Origin of the sequence: Cellulomonas sp. McL0617, from assembly GCF_049994875.1 — a bacterium.
GTDB lineage: Bacteria > Actinomycetota > Actinomycetes > Actinomycetales > Cellulomonadaceae > Cellulomonas.
Genome location: NZ_CP188256.1, coordinates 244362 through 265741, shown reverse-complemented (window position 1 = coordinate 265741; position 21380 = coordinate 244362). Strand labels below are relative to the sequence as shown.

At 72.2% G+C, this 21380-nt stretch carries 17 protein-coding genes; 7 read left to right on the top strand and 10 right to left on the bottom strand.

Annotated features, from left to right (window positions below):
* Positions 1 to 74 precede the first annotated feature (74 nt).
* Together ACPPVS_RS01255 and ACPPVS_RS01250 are read right to left on the bottom strand one after the other, a co-directional pair.
* Positions 75 to 1757, bottom strand: a complete 1683-nt coding sequence (locus ACPPVS_RS01255) for an ABC transporter substrate-binding protein (RefSeq protein ID WP_426594126.1) — start codon at positions 1755 to 1757, stop codon at positions 75 to 77.
* A 103-nt stretch (positions 1758 to 1860) separates the two neighbouring features.
* Positions 1861 to 4356 (bottom strand): beta-glucosidase, encoded by a 2496-nt coding sequence (locus tag ACPPVS_RS01250; protein ID WP_426594124.1) that lies wholly within the window; start codon positions 4354 to 4356, stop codon positions 1861 to 1863.
* A gap of 161 nt (positions 4357 to 4517) precedes the next feature.
* Between ACPPVS_RS01250 and ACPPVS_RS01245 the strand changes: the two genes are divergently transcribed.
* From ACPPVS_RS01245 to ACPPVS_RS01220, 6 genes are all read left to right on the top strand, one after another.
* Positions 4518 to 5171: a TetR/AcrR family transcriptional regulator gene (locus ACPPVS_RS01245; protein ID WP_426594122.1), complete on the top strand. Its 654-nt coding sequence runs from the start codon at positions 4518 to 4520 to the stop codon at positions 5169 to 5171.
* Between the two features lie 100 nt (positions 5172 to 5271).
* Positions 5272 to 6009 carry a response regulator transcription factor gene (locus ACPPVS_RS01240; protein ID WP_426594120.1) on the top strand — a complete coding sequence of 246 codons (738 nt, stop codon included), beginning with the start codon at positions 5272 to 5274 and terminating at the stop codon, positions 6007 to 6009.
* The gene (locus tag ACPPVS_RS01235; protein ID WP_426594118.1) at positions 6009 to 7643 is read left to right on the top strand and encodes a sensor histidine kinase; all 1635 of its coding nucleotides are present in this window, start codon (positions 6009 to 6011) and stop codon (positions 7641 to 7643) included. Before ACPPVS_RS01240 ends, ACPPVS_RS01235 begins: the two co-directional genes overlap by 1 nt.
* A 166-nt stretch (positions 7644 to 7809) precedes the next feature.
* Positions 7810 to 8190, top strand: coding sequence for a VOC family protein (locus ACPPVS_RS01230; protein WP_426594116.1), 381 nt, complete (start codon positions 7810 to 7812; stop codon positions 8188 to 8190).
* A gap of 77 nt (positions 8191 to 8267) precedes the next feature.
* Entirely contained in the window at positions 8268 to 9542 is a 1275-nt protein-coding gene (locus ACPPVS_RS01225) for a glycosyltransferase (RefSeq protein WP_426594114.1), read from the top strand.
* Positions 9539 to 11629 carry a glycosyltransferase family 39 protein gene (locus ACPPVS_RS01220; protein WP_426594112.1) on the top strand — a complete coding sequence of 697 codons (2091 nt, stop codon included), beginning with the start codon at positions 9539 to 9541 and terminating at the stop codon, positions 11627 to 11629. The genes ACPPVS_RS01225 and ACPPVS_RS01220 overlap by 4 nt, the downstream gene beginning before the upstream one ends.
* A gap of 52 nt (positions 11630 to 11681) precedes the next feature.
* Here ACPPVS_RS01220 and ACPPVS_RS01215 read toward each other — a convergent pair whose 3' ends face one another.
* The 4 genes from ACPPVS_RS01215 to ACPPVS_RS01200 all read right to left on the bottom strand — a co-directional run bounded on the left by ACPPVS_RS01215 (position 11682) and on the right by ACPPVS_RS01200 (position 15798).
* A complete protein-coding gene (locus ACPPVS_RS01215) occupies positions 11682 to 12503 on the bottom strand; it encodes a hypothetical protein (protein ID WP_426594110.1) in 822 nt (273 codons plus the stop codon).
* A gap of 105 nt (positions 12504 to 12608) precedes the next feature.
* Positions 12609 to 14234, bottom strand: a complete 1626-nt coding sequence (locus tag ACPPVS_RS01210; RefSeq protein ID WP_426594108.1) for an ABC transporter permease — start codon at positions 14232 to 14234, stop codon at positions 12609 to 12611.
* Positions 14231 to 15157: an ATP-binding cassette domain-containing protein gene (locus ACPPVS_RS01205; RefSeq protein WP_426594106.1), complete on the bottom strand. Its 927-nt coding sequence runs from the start codon at positions 15155 to 15157 to the stop codon at positions 14231 to 14233. The genes ACPPVS_RS01210 and ACPPVS_RS01205 overlap by 4 nt, the downstream gene beginning before the upstream one ends.
* Positions 15154 to 15798, bottom strand: a complete 645-nt coding sequence (locus ACPPVS_RS01200; protein WP_426594104.1) for a TetR family transcriptional regulator — start codon at positions 15796 to 15798, stop codon at positions 15154 to 15156. The genes ACPPVS_RS01205 and ACPPVS_RS01200 overlap by 4 nt, the downstream gene beginning before the upstream one ends.
* Positions 15799 to 15894: 96 nt before the next feature.
* On the opposite strand from ACPPVS_RS01200, the gene radA reads away from it, so the two are divergent.
* Entirely contained in the window at positions 15895 to 17316 is a 1422-nt protein-coding gene (radA, locus tag ACPPVS_RS01195) for a DNA repair protein RadA (RefSeq protein ID WP_426594102.1), read from the top strand.
* Between the two features lie 66 nt (positions 17317 to 17382).
* Here the strand turns inward: radA and ACPPVS_RS01190 are convergent, their stop codons facing one another.
* Genes ACPPVS_RS01190 through ACPPVS_RS01175 form a run of 4 tightly spaced genes read right to left on the bottom strand, consistent with a single transcriptional unit; the run spans position 17383 to position 21378 of the window.
* Complete coding sequence (locus tag ACPPVS_RS01190) at positions 17383 to 18360, bottom strand: N-acetylglucosamine kinase (protein WP_426594101.1); 978 nt, start codon at positions 18358 to 18360, stop codon at positions 17383 to 17385.
* Entirely contained in the window at positions 18357 to 19616 is a 1260-nt protein-coding gene (locus tag ACPPVS_RS01185; RefSeq protein WP_426594100.1) for a 6-phospho-beta-glucosidase, read from the bottom strand. Before ACPPVS_RS01185 ends, ACPPVS_RS01190 begins: the two co-directional genes overlap by 4 nt.
* The gene (locus ACPPVS_RS01180; protein ID WP_426594098.1) at positions 19613 to 20446 is read right to left on the bottom strand and encodes a carbohydrate ABC transporter permease; all 834 of its coding nucleotides are present in this window, start codon (positions 20444 to 20446) and stop codon (positions 19613 to 19615) included. Before ACPPVS_RS01180 ends, ACPPVS_RS01185 begins: the two co-directional genes overlap by 4 nt.
* Positions 20443 to 21378 carry a carbohydrate ABC transporter permease gene (locus ACPPVS_RS01175; RefSeq protein WP_426594096.1) on the bottom strand — a complete coding sequence of 312 codons (936 nt, stop codon included), beginning with the start codon at positions 21376 to 21378 and terminating at the stop codon, positions 20443 to 20445. Before ACPPVS_RS01175 ends, ACPPVS_RS01180 begins: the two co-directional genes overlap by 4 nt.
* Between the last annotated feature and the right edge of the window lie 2 nt (positions 21379 to 21380).

Below are 21380 nucleotides of genomic sequence, written 5' to 3'. Positions count from 1 at the left end.
CGGATCGTCGTCAGGCCATCATCGTGCCGTTCACTGCACAGCACCCTGACGACAACCCTCGATCGTCGAGAGGCTCAGCTGGCGGGCTTGAGCTTCATGACGATCTCGGCAGCACCCGGGCGGGTCGGCTGCGGGCCCGCGTACGGGTTGTCCGTGTCCGGCCACCCGACGTAGTTCTTCGTGGAGTACTGCGCCGTCTGCGGCCGCGACCAGATCGCGATGGCCGGGACGTCGTCGACGAAGATCTGCTGGATGTCGTTCAGCGCCTTGGTGCGGTCGTCGGCGCTGGCGCTGCTGGCGTACGTCTTGAACGCGGCCGTGGCGGCGTCGTTCTGGTAGCGCCCGAAGTTCCAGTTGGCCTTCTGCCCGATCGGCTGGTACTGGGCGCCGTCGAACATGTCGGAGTACATGTCGTACGGCGTCGCGCCACCGTCGGTCCAGTGCAGCGCCGCCTGGAAGTTGCCCAGGGGGACGTCGCTGAACCAGTTGTCGGCCGGGGGCTTGTCCGCCGTGGCGTCGGCGCCGAGCTCCTTGGCCGTGGCGACGATGAGGTCCTGAGCCGTGTTGTAGTCGTTCCAACCGGTCGGGTCCGTGATCGAGAACTTCACGGCCTCACCATCGGGGTCCTTCAGTGCGGTCCCGACCCCGGTGTACCCGGCGTCCGTGAGGATCTTCTTGGCGTCGTCGAGGCTGGACGCGTAGTTCTTGCCGTCGAGCGCCGGGTTCAGGAACGTCTGACCGGCCGGGAGCGGCAGGCCGGTGACGTTCGTGAGGACCGGGTAGGTGCCCGAGGACGCCGTCTTCGTGATGGCCGCCCGGTCGATCGCCGTGTTCAGCGCCTGACGGAACGCCTTGTTGTTGAACGGCTTGGTCGTGCTGTTCAGGAACATCGTGTCGATGCCCAGACCCGCCGCCGCGTACTGGTGGAAGTGGTCGGGGTCCTTCGCGATGTAGACCTTGTCGAAGTCCGCGATGAACGTCCAGCCCCACTGCACCTCACCGGTGGTGAGGGCCGTGGTGAGCGCGTTGTTGTCCGTGTAGGACGAGTAGCGCAGCTCGTGAACCTGCGACTTGCCACCCCAGTAGGTCGGGTTGGGGTCGAGGGTGGCCGCCTGCGGCGTCCAGGACGTCAGGGTGAACGGGCCGGTGCCGACGGGCTTGGTGTTCGGGTCCGTCGTCGGGTCCGCGATGCCCTTCCAGATGTGCTCCGGAACCATCATCAGGCTGTACAGCTTGGTCTGGTTGACGAACTGGCCGGCCGTGAAGCCGACCTTGACCGTGCCGTCGTCCTGCACGGCGACGTCGCCGTACGGCAGGGCCGCGGCGTTGATCGCGTCGTTGTTCTTGCGCAGGTTGATGCTGAACGCGATGTCGGCGGCGGTGAAGTCCTGGCCGTCGGACCACTTGACGCCCTCACGCGGCGTGATCGTGGCCTCGGTGAAGTCCGCGTTCCACGTGATCGACTTCGCGAGCCACGGCTCGGGGTCGGCGGCCGGGTTGGCCTCGTTGACCATCATGAGGGGTTCGTAGATGACGTTCGCGTAGCCGAGGGACATGGCCGACGAGTTCGTGGCGAACGGGTTCTGGTTGTTCGTCTGCGCGCCGTTGGGCATGCCGATCGTCAGGACGGCGTTGGACGAGCCGCCACCACCGGAGCTGGTCGAGCTGTCGCTGCCACTGCCCGACGAACAGGCTGTGGCGAGCAGCGCGATCGTGGCCATACCGGCCATCATCGTTGCGAGCTTGCGCGTTCTCACGGAGTGCCTCCTTGCACTGCTGGGGTACTTACGGGGGTCGTTCGCTGTCGGGACTGACTAGGGAGCCTTGCCGGGCGACTGCGGATCGCCCGTACTTCAGGGACTACAGGTGCGGGTCTGGCCGGGTGGGCGCGGACCCCGGAAGGTCGACGTCCACCGCTAGACGTAGGTCGCCTGACGAACGGCCCACGCGGATCGGGTAGGTACCGGCCGGGGTGACCCAACCGGGCTGTTCCGTGTCCCAGGTGCGGAACGCACGCGCGTCCACCCGTACCCGGACCGGCTCGTGCGCACCGGGCTCGGCGTGCACGACACTGAAACCGCCGAGCCAGCGCACGGGACGCTCGGCACCGGGCGTACCCGAGGACGAGTCCTCGGGCGGCTCGACGTAGACCTGGACGACCTCACGACCGGCGCGGGTCCCCGTGTTGCGGACGATGACGTCCAGCACGACCCCCCCGTCGGCGTCGAGGGCGGATGTCACGGCTTCGTACTCCCACGTGGTCCAGCCCAGGCCGTGCCCGAACGGGGCGGCGGGTGTGCGGCCGAGGGCGAGCCAGGAGCGGTACCCGACGTGCACCCCCTCGTGGTACTCGACCACGCCGTCCACGGGGACCGCGTCCGGCACGGGGACGTCCGACTCGTGCGCGGGAAGCGTCCACGGGAGGCGTCCCGACGGCTCGGTGAGGCCGGTCAGCACGTCGGCCAGCGCCTCGGGCCACTCCTGGCCGCCGAGCCAGGCCCACACGACGCACGGCACCTCGTCGAGCCAGGGCAGGATCACAGGGGCGCCGGCGTTGACCACCACGATCGTGTTCGGGTTCGCCGCCATCGTCGCCTTGACCAGCTGGTCCTGCGACCCGGGCAGGGCGAGGCTCGTGCGGTCGTACCCCTCGGACTCGATCTCCTCGTTGGTGCCGACGACGACGATCGCGAGGTCGGCCGCGGCGGCGGCCTCGACGGCGACCGCGAGCAGCTCGTCGGGGGACGTGCCCGGCGTGCGGTGCACCAGCTCGGCCCGCACGAAGGAGGCGTAGCCGACGGGGTGCACGGCCTGGACCAGGGCGTCGACCTCGACGGTCGTCGGCTCGGTCACGTCGATCACCAGGGTGGCCGGCGGCGGCTGGTTCACGCTCGAGTCGAGGATGACCTCGGCGCCGACGACGGTGTCGCTCGAGGAGAGCACCCGCCCGCCGACCGAGATGACGTGCTTGCCGACCGTGCCGACACCGACCTCGTGCCGGCCCGGCTCGTCGAGACGCACGGTGGTCCGCAGGCGCAGCGCGACCGCGGGGCCCGGCACCTCGCGGAGCCAGCCGCTCCACTCGGTCACGTCGGCCGTGGCGAGCACGGCGCCGTCCGCGTCGAGCAGCTCACCCTGGGCGCCGACGTGGCCCTCCGGGGTGGTGCAGCGACCGGCGAGATCCAGCGCCGGGGGCAGCAGGCGGGAGACCGCGCCGGCGTGCAGGTCGACCTCGACCTCACCGAACGCGGAGCGCAGCGCGTCGGCAGGGGTGGACGAGCGGTCGGGCCGGACATAGCCGGAGCCGCCCCCTTGCTGGAAGGGATGGACCGCGTTGGGGCCCAGCAGCGCGATGCGCGTGACGGCCTCGGGTGCGACGGGCAGCGCGTGCTCGTCGTCGCGGAGCACGACCATCGAGCGGGAGACCAGGCGACGGAGGACCTCGCGGACGTCGACGTCGCCGACGTGGTCCCGCAGCGCGCCCGACGCCTCGAGACCGTCGAGGGCGCCGACTCGCTGCGCCATGCGGAGCAGCCGCAGGACCTTGTCGTCCAGGAGCGACTCGCTGACGTCGCCCGAGCGCACCGCGTCGAGGAGGCCGTCGCCCCAGGGTCCGTCCGGCCCCGGCATCTGCAGGTCGAGACCGCCCTCGGCGGCACCGATGACGGACTTCGTGGCCACCCAGTCGCTGATCACGACGCCGTCGAAGCCCCACTCGTCCTTGAGGACGCCGGTGAGCAGCGGGCGGTGCTCGAGCACGGGCGCGGCGGTGACACCGTCGTCGACGCCGGAGTAGGCGCCCATCACGGACCAGGCCTGCGCCTCACGGACCAGCTGCTCGAACGGCGCCAGGTACACCTCGCGCAGCGTGCGCTCGTCGACGCGGGCCAGGTAGCTGGTGCGCTCGGTCTCGGAGTCGTTGGCGACGAAGTGCTTGATGCACATCCCGACGCCGCGGTCCTGCGAGGACCGCACGACGTGCACGGCGATCGCACCGGTGAGCAGCGGGTCCTCGGAGTAGCACTCGAAGTGGCGGCCGCCGACGGGGGTGCGCTGCAGGTTGACCTGCGGGGCGAGCACCACGTCGACACCGTGCCGGCGGGCCTCGGCCGCGAACACCGCGCCCACCTCGTCGGCGAGGTCCACGTCCCACGTCGCGGCCAGCGCGCTGGGGGCGGGGAAGGAGGCCGACGTCTCGTCGGCGCTGTCCGAGATGCCGCGGACGCCGGCGGGGCCGTCCGAGACGTGCATCGAGCGCAGGCCGATGTGCGGCACCGCGGTGGTGGACCAGAGGCCGGCACCGACGACGAGGCGAACCTTCTCCTCGAGCGAGAGGCGCGTGAGCAGTGCGCTCAACGAAGCTTCTCCGGTGGTGGGCCGTTCAGCCGTGGGCGGCTGGGTGGCCGTGTCGAGTGACACAGCGCGTTCTCCGATCGACGTCGTTGTCTTCTGCCGAGCATCAAAGCACAACTTACTGACTTGTCAGTAAGTGCAATGATCACAGTATGGTTTCGGTCATGGACGACGAGGTTCCCCCGAAGGCGGGCGCGCGCAAGCCGCGACAGCCCCGCCAGGCCACTGCGGAACGCAGGGCCGAGATCTTGCGTGCAGCCGCCAACACGTTCGGCTCCAAGGGGTACATGAGCGGTTCGCTGACGGAGGTCGCCGAGCAGGTCGGCATCACGCATGCCGGCGTCCTGCACCACTTCGGCTCCAAGGAGCAGCTGCTCGTCGAGGTGCTCGAGTACCGCGACAAGGAGGACGTCCGCGACCTCGAGGGCCAGCACATCCCGGGCGGTCTGGAGCTGTTCCACCACCTGCTGCGCACGGCCCGGATGAACGTCGACCGACGCGGCATCGTGCAGGGCTATACCGTCCTGACCGGCGAGTCCGTCACCGAGAACCACCCCGCGAGGGCGTGGGTGACCGAGCGTTTCAAGGTCCTGCGCGGCGAGATCAGCGCCGCTCTGCTGGCCGTCGGCGACGGCACGGTCTCCGAGGAGCTCGCGGACCGCGCGGCCAGCTCGATCATCGCCGTCATGGACGGGCTGCAGGTCCAGTGGCTCCTCGACGACGAGAACGTCGACCTGCCCGTCGCCACCCAGTTCGCGATCGAGGCGATCCTCACGGCGACGCTCGCGGGCGCTCAGCGACCTCACCTGCTCGACTGAGCGAGGACTGAGCCGGCACTGGCCCCGGCCCGGGCGATTTCTCAGACTTTTCACAGGGTCGCTCCAGGCCCGCCTCAGGTAGCGGTCCGAAGGTCGGACCATGACGATCACGACCAGCCGCCGCCCGGACGTGCTCACGCGCCCCGACGGTTCACCCGTTCGCGCACTGGTAGTCGACGACGAGCCGACCCTTGCCGAGCTGCTCTCCACCGCCCTGCGCTACGAGGGCTGGCAGGTGGACCACGCCCTGACCGGGCACGCCGCAGTACGACAGGCGAAGGCGCTCGACCCCGACGTCATCGTCCTGGACGTCATGCTCCCCGACCTGTCCGGCATCGACGTGCTGCGTCGCGTCCGCGCCACGCACCCCAACGTGCCCGTCCTGTTCCTGACCGCCAAGGACGCCGTCGAGGACCGGATCGCCGGTCTCACCGCCGGGGGCGACGACTACGTGACGAAGCCGTTCAGCCTGGAGGAGGTCGTCGCTCGGCTCCGCGCGCTGCTCCGCCGGACCGGGTCGGTCTCGTCGCACGAGGAGGCCGTGCTCGTCGTCGGCGACCTGCGGATGGACGAGGACAGCCACGAGGTGTCCCGCGGCGGCGACGACATCCGCTTGACCGCCACGGAGTTCGAGCTGCTGCGGTACTTCATGCGCAACCCCAAGCGCGTGCTGTCCAAGGCGCAGATCCTCGACCGCGTCTGGCAGTACGACTTCGGCGGCCAGGCCAACATCGTCGAGCTGTACGTCTCCTACCTGCGGCGCAAGATCGACAAGGGTCGCGCCCCGATGCTGCACACGCTGCGCGGCGTGGGGTACGTGCTGAAGCCGACCGTCTGATGGCTTTCCTCGGGGCCCGGCCGCGGTGGACGCTGCGCCGACGACTGGTGGTCACCGTCGTCGCGCTCGTCGCCGTGGTCGCGGCCGGGATGGGCGCGGTCACCACGCTCGCGCTGCGCAGCTCGCTGGTCGACCAGCTGGACCAGAAGGTCTCGGCGGCGCACGAGCGCGCCACCAACCAGCGCTTCCCGTCCCCGGCGGGCGGTGAGGCCCTCGGCGGCGCCTTCGGCTCGACGCCCAACCTCCTGACCACCCCGCCGCCGGTCAACGACACGGATGGCGGCACCGTCACGGGTCGGCCCAACGTGGACCTCGGCACCGTGAACCTTCTGCTGCCGGCGGGCACGGACCCGTCCAGCGTCAGCGCCCGGGACGCCGGCTACTCGAGCGGCACGGGCTTCACGCGGCTCACCGACCAGCAGATCGACGAGATGCTCGCCATCCCGGACGACAACGTGATCACGACCGTCACGCTCACGGATCTGGGCCAGTACCGCGCGGTCTCCACGACGACGGCCGACGGCACGGTCGCCGCGACGGCCATGCCGCTCGCACCCGTGAACGCGATCGTCACCAACTACCTCGCGATCGAGGCCGTGGTGGCGGTCTTCGCCCTCATGATCGCCGCCGCCATCGGCATGGTCCTGGTGCGGCGCGAGCTGCGGCCTCTCGACCGCGTGGTGACCACCGCCAACCGGGTCGCCCGGCTGCCCCTGGACCGCGGCGAGGTCGTCCTCGCCGACCGGGTGCCCGTCGCCGACACCGACCCCGCCACCGAGGTGGGCCAGGTGGGCGCGGCCCTCAACCAGCTGCTCAGGCACGTCGAGCAGGCGCTCGCCGCCCGGCACGAGTCCGAGTCGCAGGTGCGGCAGTTCGTCGCGGACGCCTCGCACGAGCTGCGCACGCCGCTGGCCTCGATCCGTGGCTACGCCGAGCTGGTCCGCCGCTCGCCCGAGGAGCTGCCCGCAGGTGCCCTGCAGGCGATGGGACGCGTCGAGTCCGAGTCGCTGCGGATGACCGGGCTGCTCGAGGACATGCTCCTGCTCGCGCGTCTCGACGCCGGCCGCCCCCTGGCCAGCGACCCCGTCGACCTCGCGCTGCTCTCGATCGACGCGCTCACCGACGCCCACGCGGCCGGTCCCGACCACACCTGGTCGCTCGACCTCGCCGAGGACACCTCCCCCGACGACGTGCTCGTGATCGGCGACGACCACCGCCTGCGCCAGGTGCTGGCGAACCTGCTCTCCAACGCCCGCCTGCACACCCCGACCGGCACGACCGTGAGCGTCCGGCTCCGGCGAGCCGGGTCGTCCGTCGTGCTCCAGGTGGCCGACGACGGCCCCGGCATCCCGCCCGCCCTCCGCGAGAGCCTGTTCCAGCGGTTCACCCGCGGCGACGCCTCGCGCAACCGCACCACCGGGTCCACCGGGCTCGGCCTGGCCATCGTCTCCGCGGTCGTCACCGCCCACGGCGGGACCATCACGGTCGGCCCCGGCACCGCGCCCGACCCTCGTCGCGACACCGACCTGCCCACACCCGGCACCACGTTCACCGTCACGCTCCCCGCCGCACCGGCACCCCCGCCGCCGCGCACCGAGCGCCCGTCCAGCACCAAGACCCCGGCCCGCGTCTGACGGCCGTACCCGCGGCCCGTGTCTGACCACGTGGCCCCCGACGTCCGCGCTCGAGCACCCCGTGCCGCCCGAGCGCGGACGTCGCCGTCCCCCGCGTAGCGGTGGCCCGGCCTTCGCGAGCGGGGCACAGTGAGGTGTTCCGACGACGACGATCGAGGGGTTTCTCATGGCCGGGCTCAGTGAGGCGTTCAGCGGGTTCTCGACGGACGACATCCCCGCGGCGCAGCAGTTCTACGGCGAGACGCTCGGGCTGGACGTGTCCGAGGAGCACGGGATGCTGTTCCTGCACCTCGCCGGCGGCAAGGACGTGCTCGTCTACCCGAAGGGCCCGGCGCATGCGCCCGCCACCTACACGGTGCTGAACTTCCCGGTCGAGGACGTGCCGGGGACGGTGGCGGAGCTGCGCGCCAAGGGCGTCGAGTTCGAGAAGTACGCCGGCACACCGGGCGAGACCGACGACGACTTCGTGTTCCGCAAGGGCGGCCCGCTGATCGCCTGGTTCACGGACCCGGGCGGCAACATCTTGTCGATCATCGCCCGCGACTGACCCTCCGCCACCACGCTCATAGGGGTGCCACAGGGTCGGCATAGGGGCGCGACAGGGGCCCACCGCATCGTCGGAGCATGGACATCACGACGACGCATCCCGCGGACGCACCCGCGTATGCCGACGAGGTCACGACCGGGCCCGTGCTCGACCTGGTCATCCCCGTCTACAACGAGGAGGCCGGTCTCGAGGCCACGGTCCGCGCCGCGCGGCGCTTCCTCGACACCCAGTTCCCCTACCCCGCGCGGCTGACGATCGCGGACAACGCGTCCACGGACGGCACGGCGGTCATCGCGCGGCGGCTCGCCGACGAGATCGACGGAGTCGCCCTGGTCCACCTGGACGCCAAAGGTCGCGGACGGGCGCTGCACACGGCCTGGCTGGGGTCCGACGCCGAGGTCCTCGCGTACATGGACGTGGACCTGTCGACGGACCTCAGCGCCCTGCTCCCGCTCGTCGCACCGCTGGTCTCGGGGCACTCGCACCTGGCCATCGGCACCCGCCTGAGCCGGACCGCGCGCGTGGTCCGCGGACCCAAGCGCGAGCTCATCTCCCGCGGGTACAACCTCGTCCTGCGCGGTGCGCTGCACGCCCGGTTCTCCGACGCCCAGTGCGGGTTCAAGGCGATCCGGGCCGACGCAGCCCGTGAGCTGCTGCCGCTCGTCGGGGACACCGGGTGGTTCTTCGACACCGAGCTGCTGGTGCTCGCCGAGCGGGCCGGGCTGCGCATCCACGAGGTGCCCGTCGACTGGGTCGACGACCCCGACTCGCGCGTCGACATCGTCGCCACGGCGAAGGCCGACCTGCGCGGCGTCGCACGCCTCGTGCGGGACCTGACCGCCGGCCGCATCCCCCTCGACGAGCTGCGCGCGCACCTGCCGCTCGTCGGCGACAGCCGCCCCGCCACACCCGTGACCAGCGGGAACGTCCTGCTGCGGCAGCTCGTGCGGTTCGCGCTCGTCGGTGTCGCGAGCACCGCCGCCTACGCCCTGATCTACCTCGTGCTGGCCGGTCCGGTCGGCGCGCAGGCCGCGAACGTGCTCGCGCTCCTGCTCACCGCGGTGGCCAACACGGCCGCCAACCGACGCGTCACGTTCGGCATCCGCGGGCGCGCCCGAGCCGCCCGGCAGCAGGGTCAGGGCCTGATGGTCTTCGGGCTCGCCTGGGTGCTCACCGCCGGGTCGCTCGGCCTACTGCACCTCGTCGCGCCCGGTGCCTCGCGCGGCGTCGAGCTCGTCGTCCTCGTCGTCGCCAACCTCGGGGCGACCGTCCTGCGGTTCGTCCTCCTGCGCAGCTGGGTCTTCCGCCGCGCCACCGCCAGCACCGCCCCCGTCGAAGGGACAGTCCGATGACCGTCACCACCGCCCCGCTCCGGATCCCCGACCGTCCGGACGCCCCCGACGACGTCGCACCGCCCGTCGTCACCGAGCCCGTCGTCACCCCTCCGCGCGCCCGCTGGGAACGCCCGGCGCTGGGCGGGCTCCTGCTGGCCACCGGGCTCCTGTACCTGTGGGACCTGTCCGCCTCCGGCTGGGGCAACTCGTTCTACTCCGCGGCCGTGCAAGCCGGGTCGGAGTCGTGGAAGGCCTTCCTCTACGGGGCCTCGGACGCCGCGGCGTCGATCACCGTCGACAAGCCGCCGGCCTCCCTGTGGATCATGGCGCTGTCCGTGCGGGTGTTCGGGCTGTCGTCGTGGTCGATCCTCGTGCCGCAGGCGCTCATGGGCGTCGCCACGGTCGGTGTCCTGTACGCCAGCGTCCGGCGCCGGTTCTCCGCCGGTGCCGCCCTGCTCGCCGGCGCGACGCTCGCACTGACGCCCGTCGCCGCGCTGATGTTCCGGTTCAACAACCCGGACGCGCTGCTCGTGCTGCTCCTCACGCTGTCGGTCTGGGCGACGATGAAGGCGATCACCGGCCCGCGGACCACCCGCTGGATGCTGCTGGCGGGCGCGCTCGTCGGCTTCGCGTTCCTGACCAAGCAGCTGCAGGCGTTCCTCGTCCTGCCCGGGCTCGCGGCCGCGTTCCTGTGGGCCGCGCCCGTCTCGCTGGGCCGGCGCATCCGCGACGGTCTGCTCGCGGTCGGCGCGATGGTCGTCGCAGCCGGCTGGTGGGTGGCCGTCGTCGAGCTGGTGCCCGCGAGCATGCGGCCCTACATCGGCGGCTCGCAGACCAACTCGTTCCTCGAGCTGACGTTCGGCTACAACGGCCTCGGGCGGATCACCGGTGACGAGACCGGGTCGGTCGGTGGCGGCGGGGGTGCCGGCGGCACGTCGATGTGGGGTGCGACGGGTCTCGGTCGGCTGTTCTCGTCGGACGTCGGCGGGCAGATCGCGTGGCTCATCCCCGCGGCGCTGGTGCTCGGTGCGGTCGCCTTCGGCCTCTACCGGCGGGCCCCGCGCACCTCGACTCAGCGCGCCGAGATCCTCGTGTGGGGCGCCTGGCTGGTGGTCACCGGTCTGACGTTCTCCTTCATGGCCGGCATCTTCCACGCCTACTACACGGTGGCCCTGGCCCCCGCGATCGCGGCGCTCGTCGGCATCGGGTCCTGGGCCCTGTGGGTCCGACGCACCTCGCTGTGGGCCGTCTGCACCCTCGCCGGCGTCACGCTGATCACCGCCGTGTGGTCGTACGTGCTGCTGGGTCGGTCCGCCGACTGGCTCCCCTGGCTCCGCCTGGTGGTCCTGCTCGCCGGCTTCACGGGTGCCGCGCTGCTGGTGGGCGGCTACTGGTCCGGGCGGCGCGTCCTGCGCGTCGGGGCCGCCCTGGCGCTCGTCGCCGGGCTGGTCGGTCAGACCGCCTACACGCTCGACACCGTGACCGTCGGCAAGTCCGGGTCCATCGTCACCGCCGGCCCGACCGTGACGAGCGGCGGCGGGATGGGGATGCCCGGTGGTCGCGGCGGCGGGCAGGGCGGCGGTCCGCAGGGTGGGTTCGGCGGCCCTCCGGGGGCGCAGACGGGCACCGCGAACGGCACCGCCCCGACCGGCACAGGCACGTCGCAGACCGCACCGACCGGTGGGTTCGGCGGCGGCGGGACGGGTGGCGGCGGCGCCGGGGGCGGTGCAGGCGGTCTGCTGAACGGCGCGACCGTGAGCACCGCGGTCGAGGCCCTGCTGCTCAAGGACGCGGACCAGTACCGCTGGGTCGCGGCGGCGATCGGCTCGCAGAACGCCGCGAGCTACCAGCTCGCCACGCAGGAGTCGGTCATGCCCGTCGGTGGGTTCAACGGGTCGGACCCGTCGCCGACGCTGGCCCAGTTCCAGGCGTACGTCGCCGCCGGCGACATCCACTGGTTCATCGGCGGCAGCGGGTTCGGCGGCCAGAACGGCGGGTCCAGCGCGTCGTCGGACATCAGCGCCTGGGTCGAGGCCAACTTCACGGCGCAGACCGTCGACGGCGCCACGGTCTACGACCTCACGGCGCCCACGACCGCGGGCTGACCCCGAACGACGACGGCGCTCGCGGCCCCCGCCGCGAGCGCCGTCGTGCTGCTCAGAGCGGGTAGGCCGCGTACAGGTTGACGATGTCGGCGACCGGGCCGGTCAGCTGGAACACCGTCGTCCCGTTGGTCCAGACGGCCACCCCGTTGCCGCCGCCGGCATCGGCGATCGTGTAGGTGCCGACCGGCGCACCGGCCGCGGTGACGTCGCCCGACTGGGGCAACGACGAGGCGGCGGCCGTGGCCGTCGGGGCGGGCGACGGGGCGGCCGGAAGGGCGGCCGTGAGGGTCGCGGCGAACGCGGTGGCCTCGGCCGGGGTCTCCCACTGGCCGGCGTTCACGGTGACCGTCCCGGAACCGCCGTCGGTGTAGGTCTCGGTGTAGGCCTCGATCGCGCCGCCGGCGGTCCACGTGGGGTTGTCGGCGGACGACGCGAGCGCGTACTGCAGGAGGGAGGTGGGGAGCGCCGTCGCGAACGCCGTGGTGGCCGTGCGGGCGACCGGGTCGATCGTGGGCGTCGGCGAGGGAAGAAGGATCGTCGACGCGACCGCGGGCGGCGCCGCCGCGTCGGACCCCTTGTTGGAGGAGACGATCCCGATGATGACGGCAGCGACGACGAGGACGACCACGCCGATGATCGCGGGGACCAGCCAGCCCGGACGCCGCTTCGACTCGCCGGCGGGCGGCTCCCCACCCGTGGCCGGGGGGACGGCCGCAGGGGCCGCAGGAGTCACTGCGGTCGGCGTCGCCGCCTGCCAGCTGGTGACCGGCGGGGGCGTCGCGGGCGCGACGGGCGGCGTCTGGCCCGTCTGGCCCCAGCTGGGTCGACCGCTGTGGTGCGCGGGGTCGGGGCCGGGCCGGCCGGTGTCGCTCATCGGGGGTCCCCCTCGGGTCGTGATGCCCGGACCCTCGCCGGACGCCCCGCAGCCTACCTAGGCACCAGCGCAGGACCCCGGCACGTCCTCGGAGCGCCGCGAACGTCAGCCGGTCACGTCCCGCCGTCGGAACGCGGCCAGGCCGGCCACCATCAGGACCGCGGCGACGACGGTCAGGACGACCACCGGGGTCCAGTCCATCGCCTCGGCGGGAAGCTGCGGGGTGTAGGTGAACGGCGACAGGGCGTCCGAGCCGTCGGGCAGCAGCGGGCCGAACAGGCCCACCACGAACACGTAGACGACGTACGCCCAGATCAGCCCGAACACGCGCGGCGCGAGCCCGAGGACCAGCACGGCGAGCCCGAGCATGCAGCCGATCGCCGGCAGCGTCACCAGAGCGCCCCCGACCACCTGCCCGACGCTCACGGCGCCGTCCAACGAGCCGGCCGCGGTCGCGCCCATGGCCAGACCCGTCACCAGCATGATCACGACCGACGCGACGCCCGCCACGCCGGCCTGCGCGCCGAGCCAGCGCCACCGTGACACCGGCAGGGCCAGCACGGCCGCCCCCCGGGTGGCCACCTCCTCCGCGCGCGCGGCTCCGAGCGCGGTCGCCGCGTACGCGCCGGTGGTCACGGCGAGGAACACGGTGTAGACCGCGAGCGCACCCGCCGCGGCACCGTTCGGACCGTCCGGGAAGGCCTGGGAGAGCGTCGGGTCGGAGGCGAGGAAGTCCACCAGCGCACCGGCGAGCAGGCCGACCACCGCACCCATCGCGACGATGGCGAAGCCCCAGGAGAGGATCGGTCCGAGCTGGGACCGCGCCGTCAGGGCGACCATGCCCGTCAGGCTCCGGGGAGCGGCCGGGCGGCCCAGCCGCTCGGCCACCAGCCCGGTGCCGACGTCGCGCCGCCCGACGAGCCAGAACGCGAGGACGACGAGCCCGGCCGTCATGACGAACCCGATGGCCAACGGCCAGAAGCGTGTCGCGACGAAGGCGGCGGTCGCCTGCGCCCAGCCGAACGGGGACAGCCAGGTGAGCACGCTGGTGCTCTGGGGACCGTTCACGTCCCCGATCGCGCGCAGCAGGAAGGCGACCCCGAGCACCGCCATGCTCAACGCGCTCGCCGTCCGGCCGTGGGCGGTGAGCTGCGACGCCACGGTGGACACCCCCGCGAACACGAAGCCGACCATGACGACACCGCCCGCGAGCGCCGCGGAGCCCGTCGCCTCGAGGCCGCCCGCGACGAGCGCGAGGAACGTCAGCAACCCGACGGCCAGGGTCGCGACGAAGGCCGCCACCAGCCCGGCGACCACCGGCGCGTCCCGACCGACCGGCGCCGACCGCACGAGCTCGAGCCTCCCGTCCTCCTCGGCCGCCCGCAGGTGCCGGGTGACGGTGAGCAGCGACATGATCGCGACCGGGATCATGATCCACAGACCGATCTCGTTGGCCGTCATCGCGCCGATCGTGTAGTCGTCCAGCCCGTATCCCGGTCCGGCCAGCGCGGTCGCGGCGGGCGACGAGATGAGCGTCGCGCGGGCCTGCCTCGCCTCGGGCGTCGCGTACGCGGTGTTCAGGGCGCTGAGCGCGCCGAGCACGATCACGCTGACCGACAGCGCCCAGACGATCGTGCGGAACCGGTCCAGGCGCAGCGCGACCCGGACGAGTCCCCCGGTGCCCGACGCCGGCCCCGACCGGAACGTGGCGGGCAGGGCGACCGCGGTCATCGCGACCCCTCCACCACACCGAGCGTCGCCAGCTCGTCGCTGTACTCCCGCAGGAACAGGTCCTCGAGCGTCGGCGGGTGCGCGGTCAGGGAGTCGACACCGAAGGTGGTGAGCCGCGCCAGGACGTCGCCGAGCGCCGGGGTGTCGATGTCGAGGGTCAGGTGCCCGTCGTGCCGCTGCAGGTTGTGCACGCCGGCGGTCTCGCCGAGGGCACGAACAGCGCCCTCGAGGTCGCGGACCGCGGCCGTCACGGTGGTCCGGCGCAGGCTGCGGAGCTCCTCCAGCGAACCGGTCTGCACCGCCTTGCCGGCCCGGATGATCGTGACGCGGCGGCAGAGCACCTCGACCTGCGCCAGGATGTGGCTCGACAGGAGCACCGTGCGGCCCTCGTCGGCAACCTCCCGCACGACCTGCTGGAACACCGCCTCCATCAGCGGGTCCAGTCCGCTGGTCGGCTCGTCCATCAGCAGGAGCTCGGTGTCCGCGGCCAGCGCAGCCACGAGGGCGACCTTCTGCCGGTTGCCCTTGGAGTACGCGCGACCCTTGATCCGCGGGTCGAGCTCGAACCGCTCGATCAGCTCGTCCCGACGTGCAGGGTCGAGGCCGCCGCGCAGCCGCCCGAGCACGTCGATCGCCTCCCCGCCGGACAGGTTGGGCCACAGGTTCACCTCGCCGGGCACGTACGCGAGCCGCCGGTGCAGCGCGACCGCGTCCTTCCACGGGTCTCCGCCGAGCAGCGAGACCGAACCCGCGTCGGCGCGCAGCAGGCCGAGCAGCACCCGGATCGTCGTGGACTTGCCCGCGCCGTTCGGCCCGAGGAACCCGTGCACCTCGCCCGCCGCGACGGTCAGGTCGAACCCGTCGAGCGCGCGCTTGGCCCCGAACGACTTGACCAGACCGCGGATGTGGATGGCGTCGGTCATGACTTCTCCTTGAACTCTCTGTAGGCGTCGAGGTAGCCGCTGTCTGTGAACAGGCCGTGCGTGTAGAGCTCCAGGCCGGCGAGCAGGGTCGCGTCGTAGAGCTCCTTCATGGCCGTCGTCGGATCGTCGGTCGGGGCAGTGCCGCGGCCGAGCGCGCCGTCCAGCTGGGCCATGACGATCAGGCCGACCTGCGTCGCGACGAGGGTCCGGGACCGGCCTCGCGGGTCCTCCGACGCCCTGACCGTCCCCGTCCGCTCGCCGGTCTCCAGGTACGCGTCCGCATCGGCGACGAGGCCGTCGACGAACTTGGCCGCGAGCACGCCACCCTCGAGCAGGCTGCGCACGATGTAGGCGAACAGGGGCGCGTACTCCTCGATCCGCGCGAGCCGGCCGATGACGTCGCTCGGCGCCTGGTCCTGCATGGCGTCCGACTTCTCCCGCTTGACCGTCTCGAGCACGTGCTCGTCGCACGCCGCGCGCAGGCCGTCCTTGGAGCCGAAGTGGTGGATGACCAGGGCGGCGCTCACGCCGGCGTCCGCCGCGATGGCGCGCACGCCGACGCCGAAGCCGTCGCGCCCGAACCGCGCGACGGCCGCGTCCCGGATGCGGGCGCGGGCGGTGAGGTCCTCGTCTGAACGCACGTTCACTACGCTAAACCGTTGTTCAGTCGTTGGCAACAGACAGGTTGTCGCGCGCCGTCGGCGTCCGTGTCAGACGCTGCGTCTAGCGTCCCTCTCGTGACCTCGACGAGCGTGAGACGACCCGGCAGATCCACACGGCCCGCGCAGCCACCTTTTCGCTGCTCGGAGTGCGGGTGGTCGGCCACCAAGTGGGTCGGGCGTTGCGGGGAGTGCCAGGCGTGGGGCTCCGTCCTGGAGGACACCGGCCCTGGCGGAGGCGCGCCCAAGACGGTCGCGACGACGCCGACGAGGTCGTCCGCACTGCCCATCGACCAGATCGATGTCGAGACCGCCCGGGCGCAGTCGACGGGGGTCGACGAGCTGGATCGCGTGCTCGGCGGCGGGCTCGTGCCCGGCGCTGTGGTGCTCCTGGCGGGGGAACCGGGGGTGGGCAAGTCCACGCTGCTGCTCGACGTCGCCGCCCGAGCCGCGCGCACCGGGCGTCGCGTGCTGTACGTCACGGGCGAGGAGTCGGCGGCGCAGGTGCGGCTGCGCGCCGGTCGGATCCACGCGCTCGCCCCGACGCTGCTGCTCGTCTCCGAGACCGACCTGGCCACGGTGCTCGGGCACATCGAGCAGCAGGACCCCGACCTCCTGGTGATCGACAGCGTGCAGACCATCGCGTCGTCGCAGGTCGACGGCACCGCCGGCGGCGTGTCACAGGTGCGCGAGGTCAGCGCGGCCGTCATACAGGCGGCCAAGGCCCGGGACATGCCCGTCGTGCTCATCGGCCACGTGACCAAGGACGGGTCCGTCGCCGGACCGCGCACGCTCGAGCACCTGGTGGACGTCGTCTGCCAGTTCGAGGGCGATCGGCACTCCCGCCTGCGCATGCTGCGGGCGACCAAGAACCGCTACGGCCCGACCGACGAGGTCGGCTGCTTCGACCTGTCCGAGACCGGGATCGTCGGCCTGACCGACCCGTCGGGCCTCTTCATCTCGCAGGCCCTGCACCCCGTGCCGGGCACCTGCCTGACGGTGACGCTCGAGGGGCGCCGCCCGCTGGTCGCCGAGGTGCAGTCGCTCGTGGCGCTGTCGTCCGTGCCCAACCCGCGGCGGACCACCAGCGGCGTCGACAGCAGCCGGTTGGCCATGGTGCTCGCCGTCCTCCAGAGGAGGCTCGGCGCGCGGCTGGCGGACCAGGACGTCTACATGTCGACCATCGGCGGCGCCCGGGTGATCGAGCCGGCGGCCGACCTGGCGCTCGCGCTCGCGGCTGTCAGCTCCCGCGAGAACGTGCCGCTGCCCCGCGGGCTGGTCGCGATCGGCGAGGTCGGGCTGGCCGGCGAGATCCGGACCGTGTCGGGGGTCGGTCGACGCCTCGCCGAGGCCGCGCGGCTCGGGTTCACGCGCGCGATCGTCCCGGCCGGGGCGCTGGACGGGGCCACGCCGCCCGCGGGGCTGACCGTCACGACCGCGGCCGACCTCGGGGAGGCGGTGCTGAACGCCGGGCTGGCGGCGGACGACCCGCGGCGCTGAGCATCCCGCGGGCCGTCGCCGGTCGGCCCTCTCAGGACCAGGTCGACTCGGGGTAGGCGGTCGGCGTCAGACGACGGTCGGCGTCAGACCGGCGCTCGCCCGAGCCCGCGCCAGCGCGTCGGGCGGCGCTCCGTGGTCCTCGAGCACCAGCAGCGCGGCCCCGACCACCGGCCGGTCGGCGACGAACGTCAGGTGCGCGCCGGGTGCACCGGTCGCTAGCCGCGCGCGGATGCCCTCGGTCAGCCCAGGGTGCCGGGCGGCCAGGACACCGCCTCCGAGCACCACGGGGACCGTGGACCCGACGAGGTCCAGCCGTCGAAGGGCCGCGAGCGCGAGGGTCGCGATCTCCTCGGCCTGTCGCTCCACGACCGAGAGGGCGACCGCGTCCCCGTCGGACGCAGCAGCCAGCAGCACGGGCGACAGGCCGGCGACGTCGTCGTGCCCGAGCACCCCGAAGTGCAGGTCCTCGATCACGACCGCCATCGACGGACGCCCGAGCGCCGACGGCACCCGGGTCGCCAGCGAGGTGGCCGGCCCGCGGCCGTCGAGCGCCCGGGCCGCGTGCCAGAGGGCCTGCTCCCCCAGCTCGAACCCACCGCCCCAGTCGCCGGAGATGCGGCCGAGCGCCGGGAACCGGGCGGTCGCGCCGTCGGACCGGCGCCCGACGCAGTTGATCCCGGTGCCGCACACGACGACGACGGCCTCGTGGGACGGCGTCCCGGCGCGCAGGAGGGCGAACGTGTCGTTGTCGACGACGGCCGCGTCCGGCGTGAACCACGGGAGCGTCTGCAGGGCGGACGTGAACGTCGCGATCTCGACCGGAAGGTCCAGCCCGGACAGGTAGATCCCCACCCGTGCGACGTCGGAACGCCCGACCAGGGCCGACCGTACGAGCCCGTCGATGACCTCGAGAGCGGGCCGCACCCCGATCACCTGCGGGCACGACCCGGGCCCGCGAGCGTGCGCGAGGACCGTCCCGTCGGGGTCGAGCACCAGCACGTCGGTCTTGCTGCCACCTCCGTCGACGGCCACGAGGACGCTCATCGGGCCCACGCGAGATGGGCGCGGTTCTCCGCGAGCAGCAGGTCGGTCAGGCGCGCCGCACGGTCGTACTGACCGACCAGCGGGTGGGCGAGCAGGGCGCGCTCGACCCGGTCGCGGCCGCCGTGCACCGCGGCCTCCAGGGCAAGCCGCTCGTAGCCCGCGACGTGCGACACGAGTCCCGCGATGTCGGTGGGGAGGGGCGCCGCGGGCAGCGGCGTGATCCCCCCGGCGCCGATCGTCGCGGGCACCTCGATGACGTGGTCGTCGGGCAGGAACGGAAGCGTGCCGTCGTTGCGGACGTTGACCACCTGTACGTCGCCGCGGTCGGCAGTGAGCGAGGCGAGCAGGTCGACCGCGGCCTCCGAGTAGAACGCGCCCCCCCGTCGTTCGAGGGCGGCCGGTTTGGTGTCCACGGACGGGTCGGCGTACAGCGCGAGGAGCTCGTCCTCGACAGCGGTGACCGCCTGGGCGCGGGTCGGGGCGCCCTGCTGCTCCGCGAAGACGACATCGTGCGCGTAGTAGTAGCGCAGGTAGTACGACGGCACGACGCCGAGCAGCGACACCAGCGAGGAGGGCAGCTCGACCTCGTCGGCGATCTCGGAGAGCCTCGAAGCCAACAACGAAGGCAGCCGGTCGACCCCGTCCACCGACGCTCCACGCACCCAGGTCAGGTGGTTGAGGCCGACGTGGTCCAGGGCGACCGCCGACGGCGCCACGTCGAGCATCGTCGCGAACCTGCGTTGGAAGCCGATCGCCACGTTGCACAGCCCGACGGCGCGGTGGCCCTCGGACAGCAGGGCTCGCGTCACGATGCCGACCGGGTTGGTGAAGTCGACGATCCACGCGTCCGGCCGGGCATGACGGCGCACCAGCTCGGCCAGCGACAGGACGACCGGGACGGTGCGCAGCGCCTTGGCCAGGCCGCCCGGACCGGTGGTCTCCTGGCCGATGCACCCGCAGGCGTGCGGGAAGGTCTCGTCGGTGTGACGCGCCGCCTGCCCGCCCACCCGCAGCTGGAACAGCACCGCGGAGGCGTCCGCGACGCCCGCGACGACGTCCGAGGTGGCCGTGACGCTCACCTCGTACCCGAACCGCGCGAACATCCGACGCGAGACCCCGGCCACCAGCGAGAGCCGGTGGGCGTCGGGGTCCACGAGGCAGAGCTCGGTCAGGGGCAGCAGCGAACGCAGCCGTGCGAACCCGTCGACGAGCTCGGGCGTGTAGGTGGACCCGCCACCGATGACGGTGAGCTTCATCCCTTGACTCCGGTCAGCGTGACGCCCTGCACAAAGATGCGCTGGGCGAGGAAGAAGATGAGCAGCACCGGGATCATCGCGATCACCGTGGCGGCCATCGTGAGGTTCCAGTCGACCGAGTGCGCGCCGCGGAACTGCGCGAGCGCGTAGGAGACCGGCCACGCCGACTCGTTCTCGGAGGTGTAGAGCAGCGGCCCGTAGTAGTCGTTCCACGACGCGAAGAACATGAAGATGGCCGTTGCCGCGATGCCCGGCTTGGCCATCGGGACGATGACCTTCCACAGCGTGCGCAGCTCGCCGCAGCCGTCCAGCCGGGCGGCCTCGGTGTACTCCTTGGGGATCGTCAGGAAGAACTGCCTCAGCAGGAAGATCGAGAAGGCGTCGCCCAGCAGGTTCGGCAGGATCAGCGGCCACAGCGAGCCGGTCAGGCCGAGCTTGGACCACATGACGTACAGAGGCACGCTCGTGACCTGCGGCGGGAGCAGCATCATGCCGATGACGGCGATCAGCAGGACGCCCGAGCCGCGGAACTGGATGCGCGCCATGGCGTAGGCCGCGGGGACCGAGGAGACGAGCATGAACAGCGTGGCCAGGCCCGCGTACAGGAACGAGTTGCCCGTGTACTTGAGCATCGGCAGCTTGCGGAACACCTCGGCGTAGTTGTCCCAGTGGAACGACGTGGGCCAGCTGAACGACGTGCCGGCCTGCGCGGGCGACATGACCGAGGTGAGCAGGATGAACGCGAACGGCGCGAGGAACATGACGGCCAGGGCGACGAACACCGCGTGGTCGGCCACCCAGACCAGGGTGGACGAGCTGCGGCGGTTCAACTGGCCACGTCCGGCGTGAAGGACTTGAACCGGCGCAGGAGCACGGCCATGACCAGGGCGGCGACGACGAACAGCACGACGGCCATCGCTGACGCGTACCCCATGAGGTTGGCGCCGAACGCCTTGGAGTACAGCAGCTGCCCGTAGGTGAGCGTCGACTGGTCGGGCCAGCCGAGCGCGCCCGCGGCACCCTCCCCGACGGTCGACTTGCCCATGGCAGTCGCGGACGCCACGGCCGGTTCGGTGAAGTACTGCAGCGCGCCGATGATGCCCGTGATCAGCGCGAACAGCAGGACGGGCGTCATGTTGGGCACGGTGACGAACCAGAACTGCTGGCGCGTGCTCGCGCCGTCCAGCTCGGCCGCCTCGTACTGCTCCGTCGGCACGTCCAGCAGGCTGGCCAGGAAGATCACCATGATGTCGCCGAGCACCCACAGGCCCAGGAGCACGAGCGACGGCTTGGCCCAGGCCGGGTCGGTGAACCAGCCCGGCCCGTCGACGCCGAACCAGCCGAGGATCTGGTTGACCGGACCGGTGGCGGGGTTGAGCACGAAGACGAACGCGATCGTCGCCGCCACCGGCGGGATGAGGGCCGGCAGGTAGTAGACGGTGCGCAGCACACCCGACGACCGTCGGGCCCGCGTGAGCACCCAGCCGACGAACAGGGCCCCGACGATCCGAGCCGGCACGAGGATCGCGACGAACCACAGCGTGTTGACGGTCGCCGTGCCGATCAGCGGGTCACCGCTGACCAGGAACTTCCAGTTGGCGAAGTCGTTCCACCTCGGCGGGTTCGACAGGTCGAACGACGTGAAGGAGTAGAAGACCGTCATCACCAGCGGGAAGACGAAGAACACGATCATGCCGAGCAGTGCCGGCGTCAGGAGCAGAAGGGCTGCCCTGTTCCGTCGGCGTTGGATCGTCGAGGCCATGT

Bases quoted from the DNA above. Each gene is read 5' to 3' on its own strand.
- ACPPVS_RS01245 (WP_426594122.1), top strand. From the start codon at position 4,518: ATGGACGACGAGGTTCCCCCGAAGGCGGGCGCGCGCAAGCCGCGACAG.
- ACPPVS_RS01240 (WP_426594120.1), top strand. From the start codon at position 5,272: ATGACGATCACGACCAGCCGCCGCCCGGACGTGCTCACGCGCCCCGAC.
- ACPPVS_RS01235 (WP_426594118.1), top strand. From the start codon at position 6,009: ATGGCTTTCCTCGGGGCCCGGCCGCGGTGGACGCTGCGCCGACGACTG.
- ACPPVS_RS01230 (WP_426594116.1), top strand. From the start codon at position 7,810: ATGGCCGGGCTCAGTGAGGCGTTCAGCGGGTTCTCGACGGACGACATC.
- ACPPVS_RS01225 (WP_426594114.1), top strand. From the start codon at position 8,268: ATGGACATCACGACGACGCATCCCGCGGACGCACCCGCGTATGCCGAC.
- ACPPVS_RS01220 (WP_426594112.1), top strand. From the start codon at position 9,539: ATGACCGTCACCACCGCCCCGCTCCGGATCCCCGACCGTCCGGACGCC.
- ACPPVS_RS01215 (WP_426594110.1), bottom strand. From the start codon at position 12,503: ATGAGCGACACCGGCCGGCCCGGCCCCGACCCCGCGCACCACAGCGGT.
- ACPPVS_RS01210 (WP_426594108.1), bottom strand. From the start codon at position 14,234: ATGACCGCGGTCGCCCTGCCCGCCACGTTCCGGTCGGGGCCGGCGTCG.
- ACPPVS_RS01205 (WP_426594106.1), bottom strand. From the start codon at position 15,157: ATGACCGACGCCATCCACATCCGCGGTCTGGTCAAGTCGTTCGGGGCC.
- ACPPVS_RS01190 (WP_426594101.1), bottom strand. From the start codon at position 18,360: ATGAGCGTCCTCGTGGCCGTCGACGGAGGTGGCAGCAAGACCGACGTG.
- ACPPVS_RS01185 (WP_426594100.1), bottom strand. From the start codon at position 19,616: ATGAAGCTCACCGTCATCGGTGGCGGGTCCACCTACACGCCCGAGCTC.
- ACPPVS_RS01175 (WP_426594096.1), bottom strand. From the start codon at position 21,378: ATGGCCTCGACGATCCAACGCCGACGGAACAGGGCAGCCCTTCTGCTC.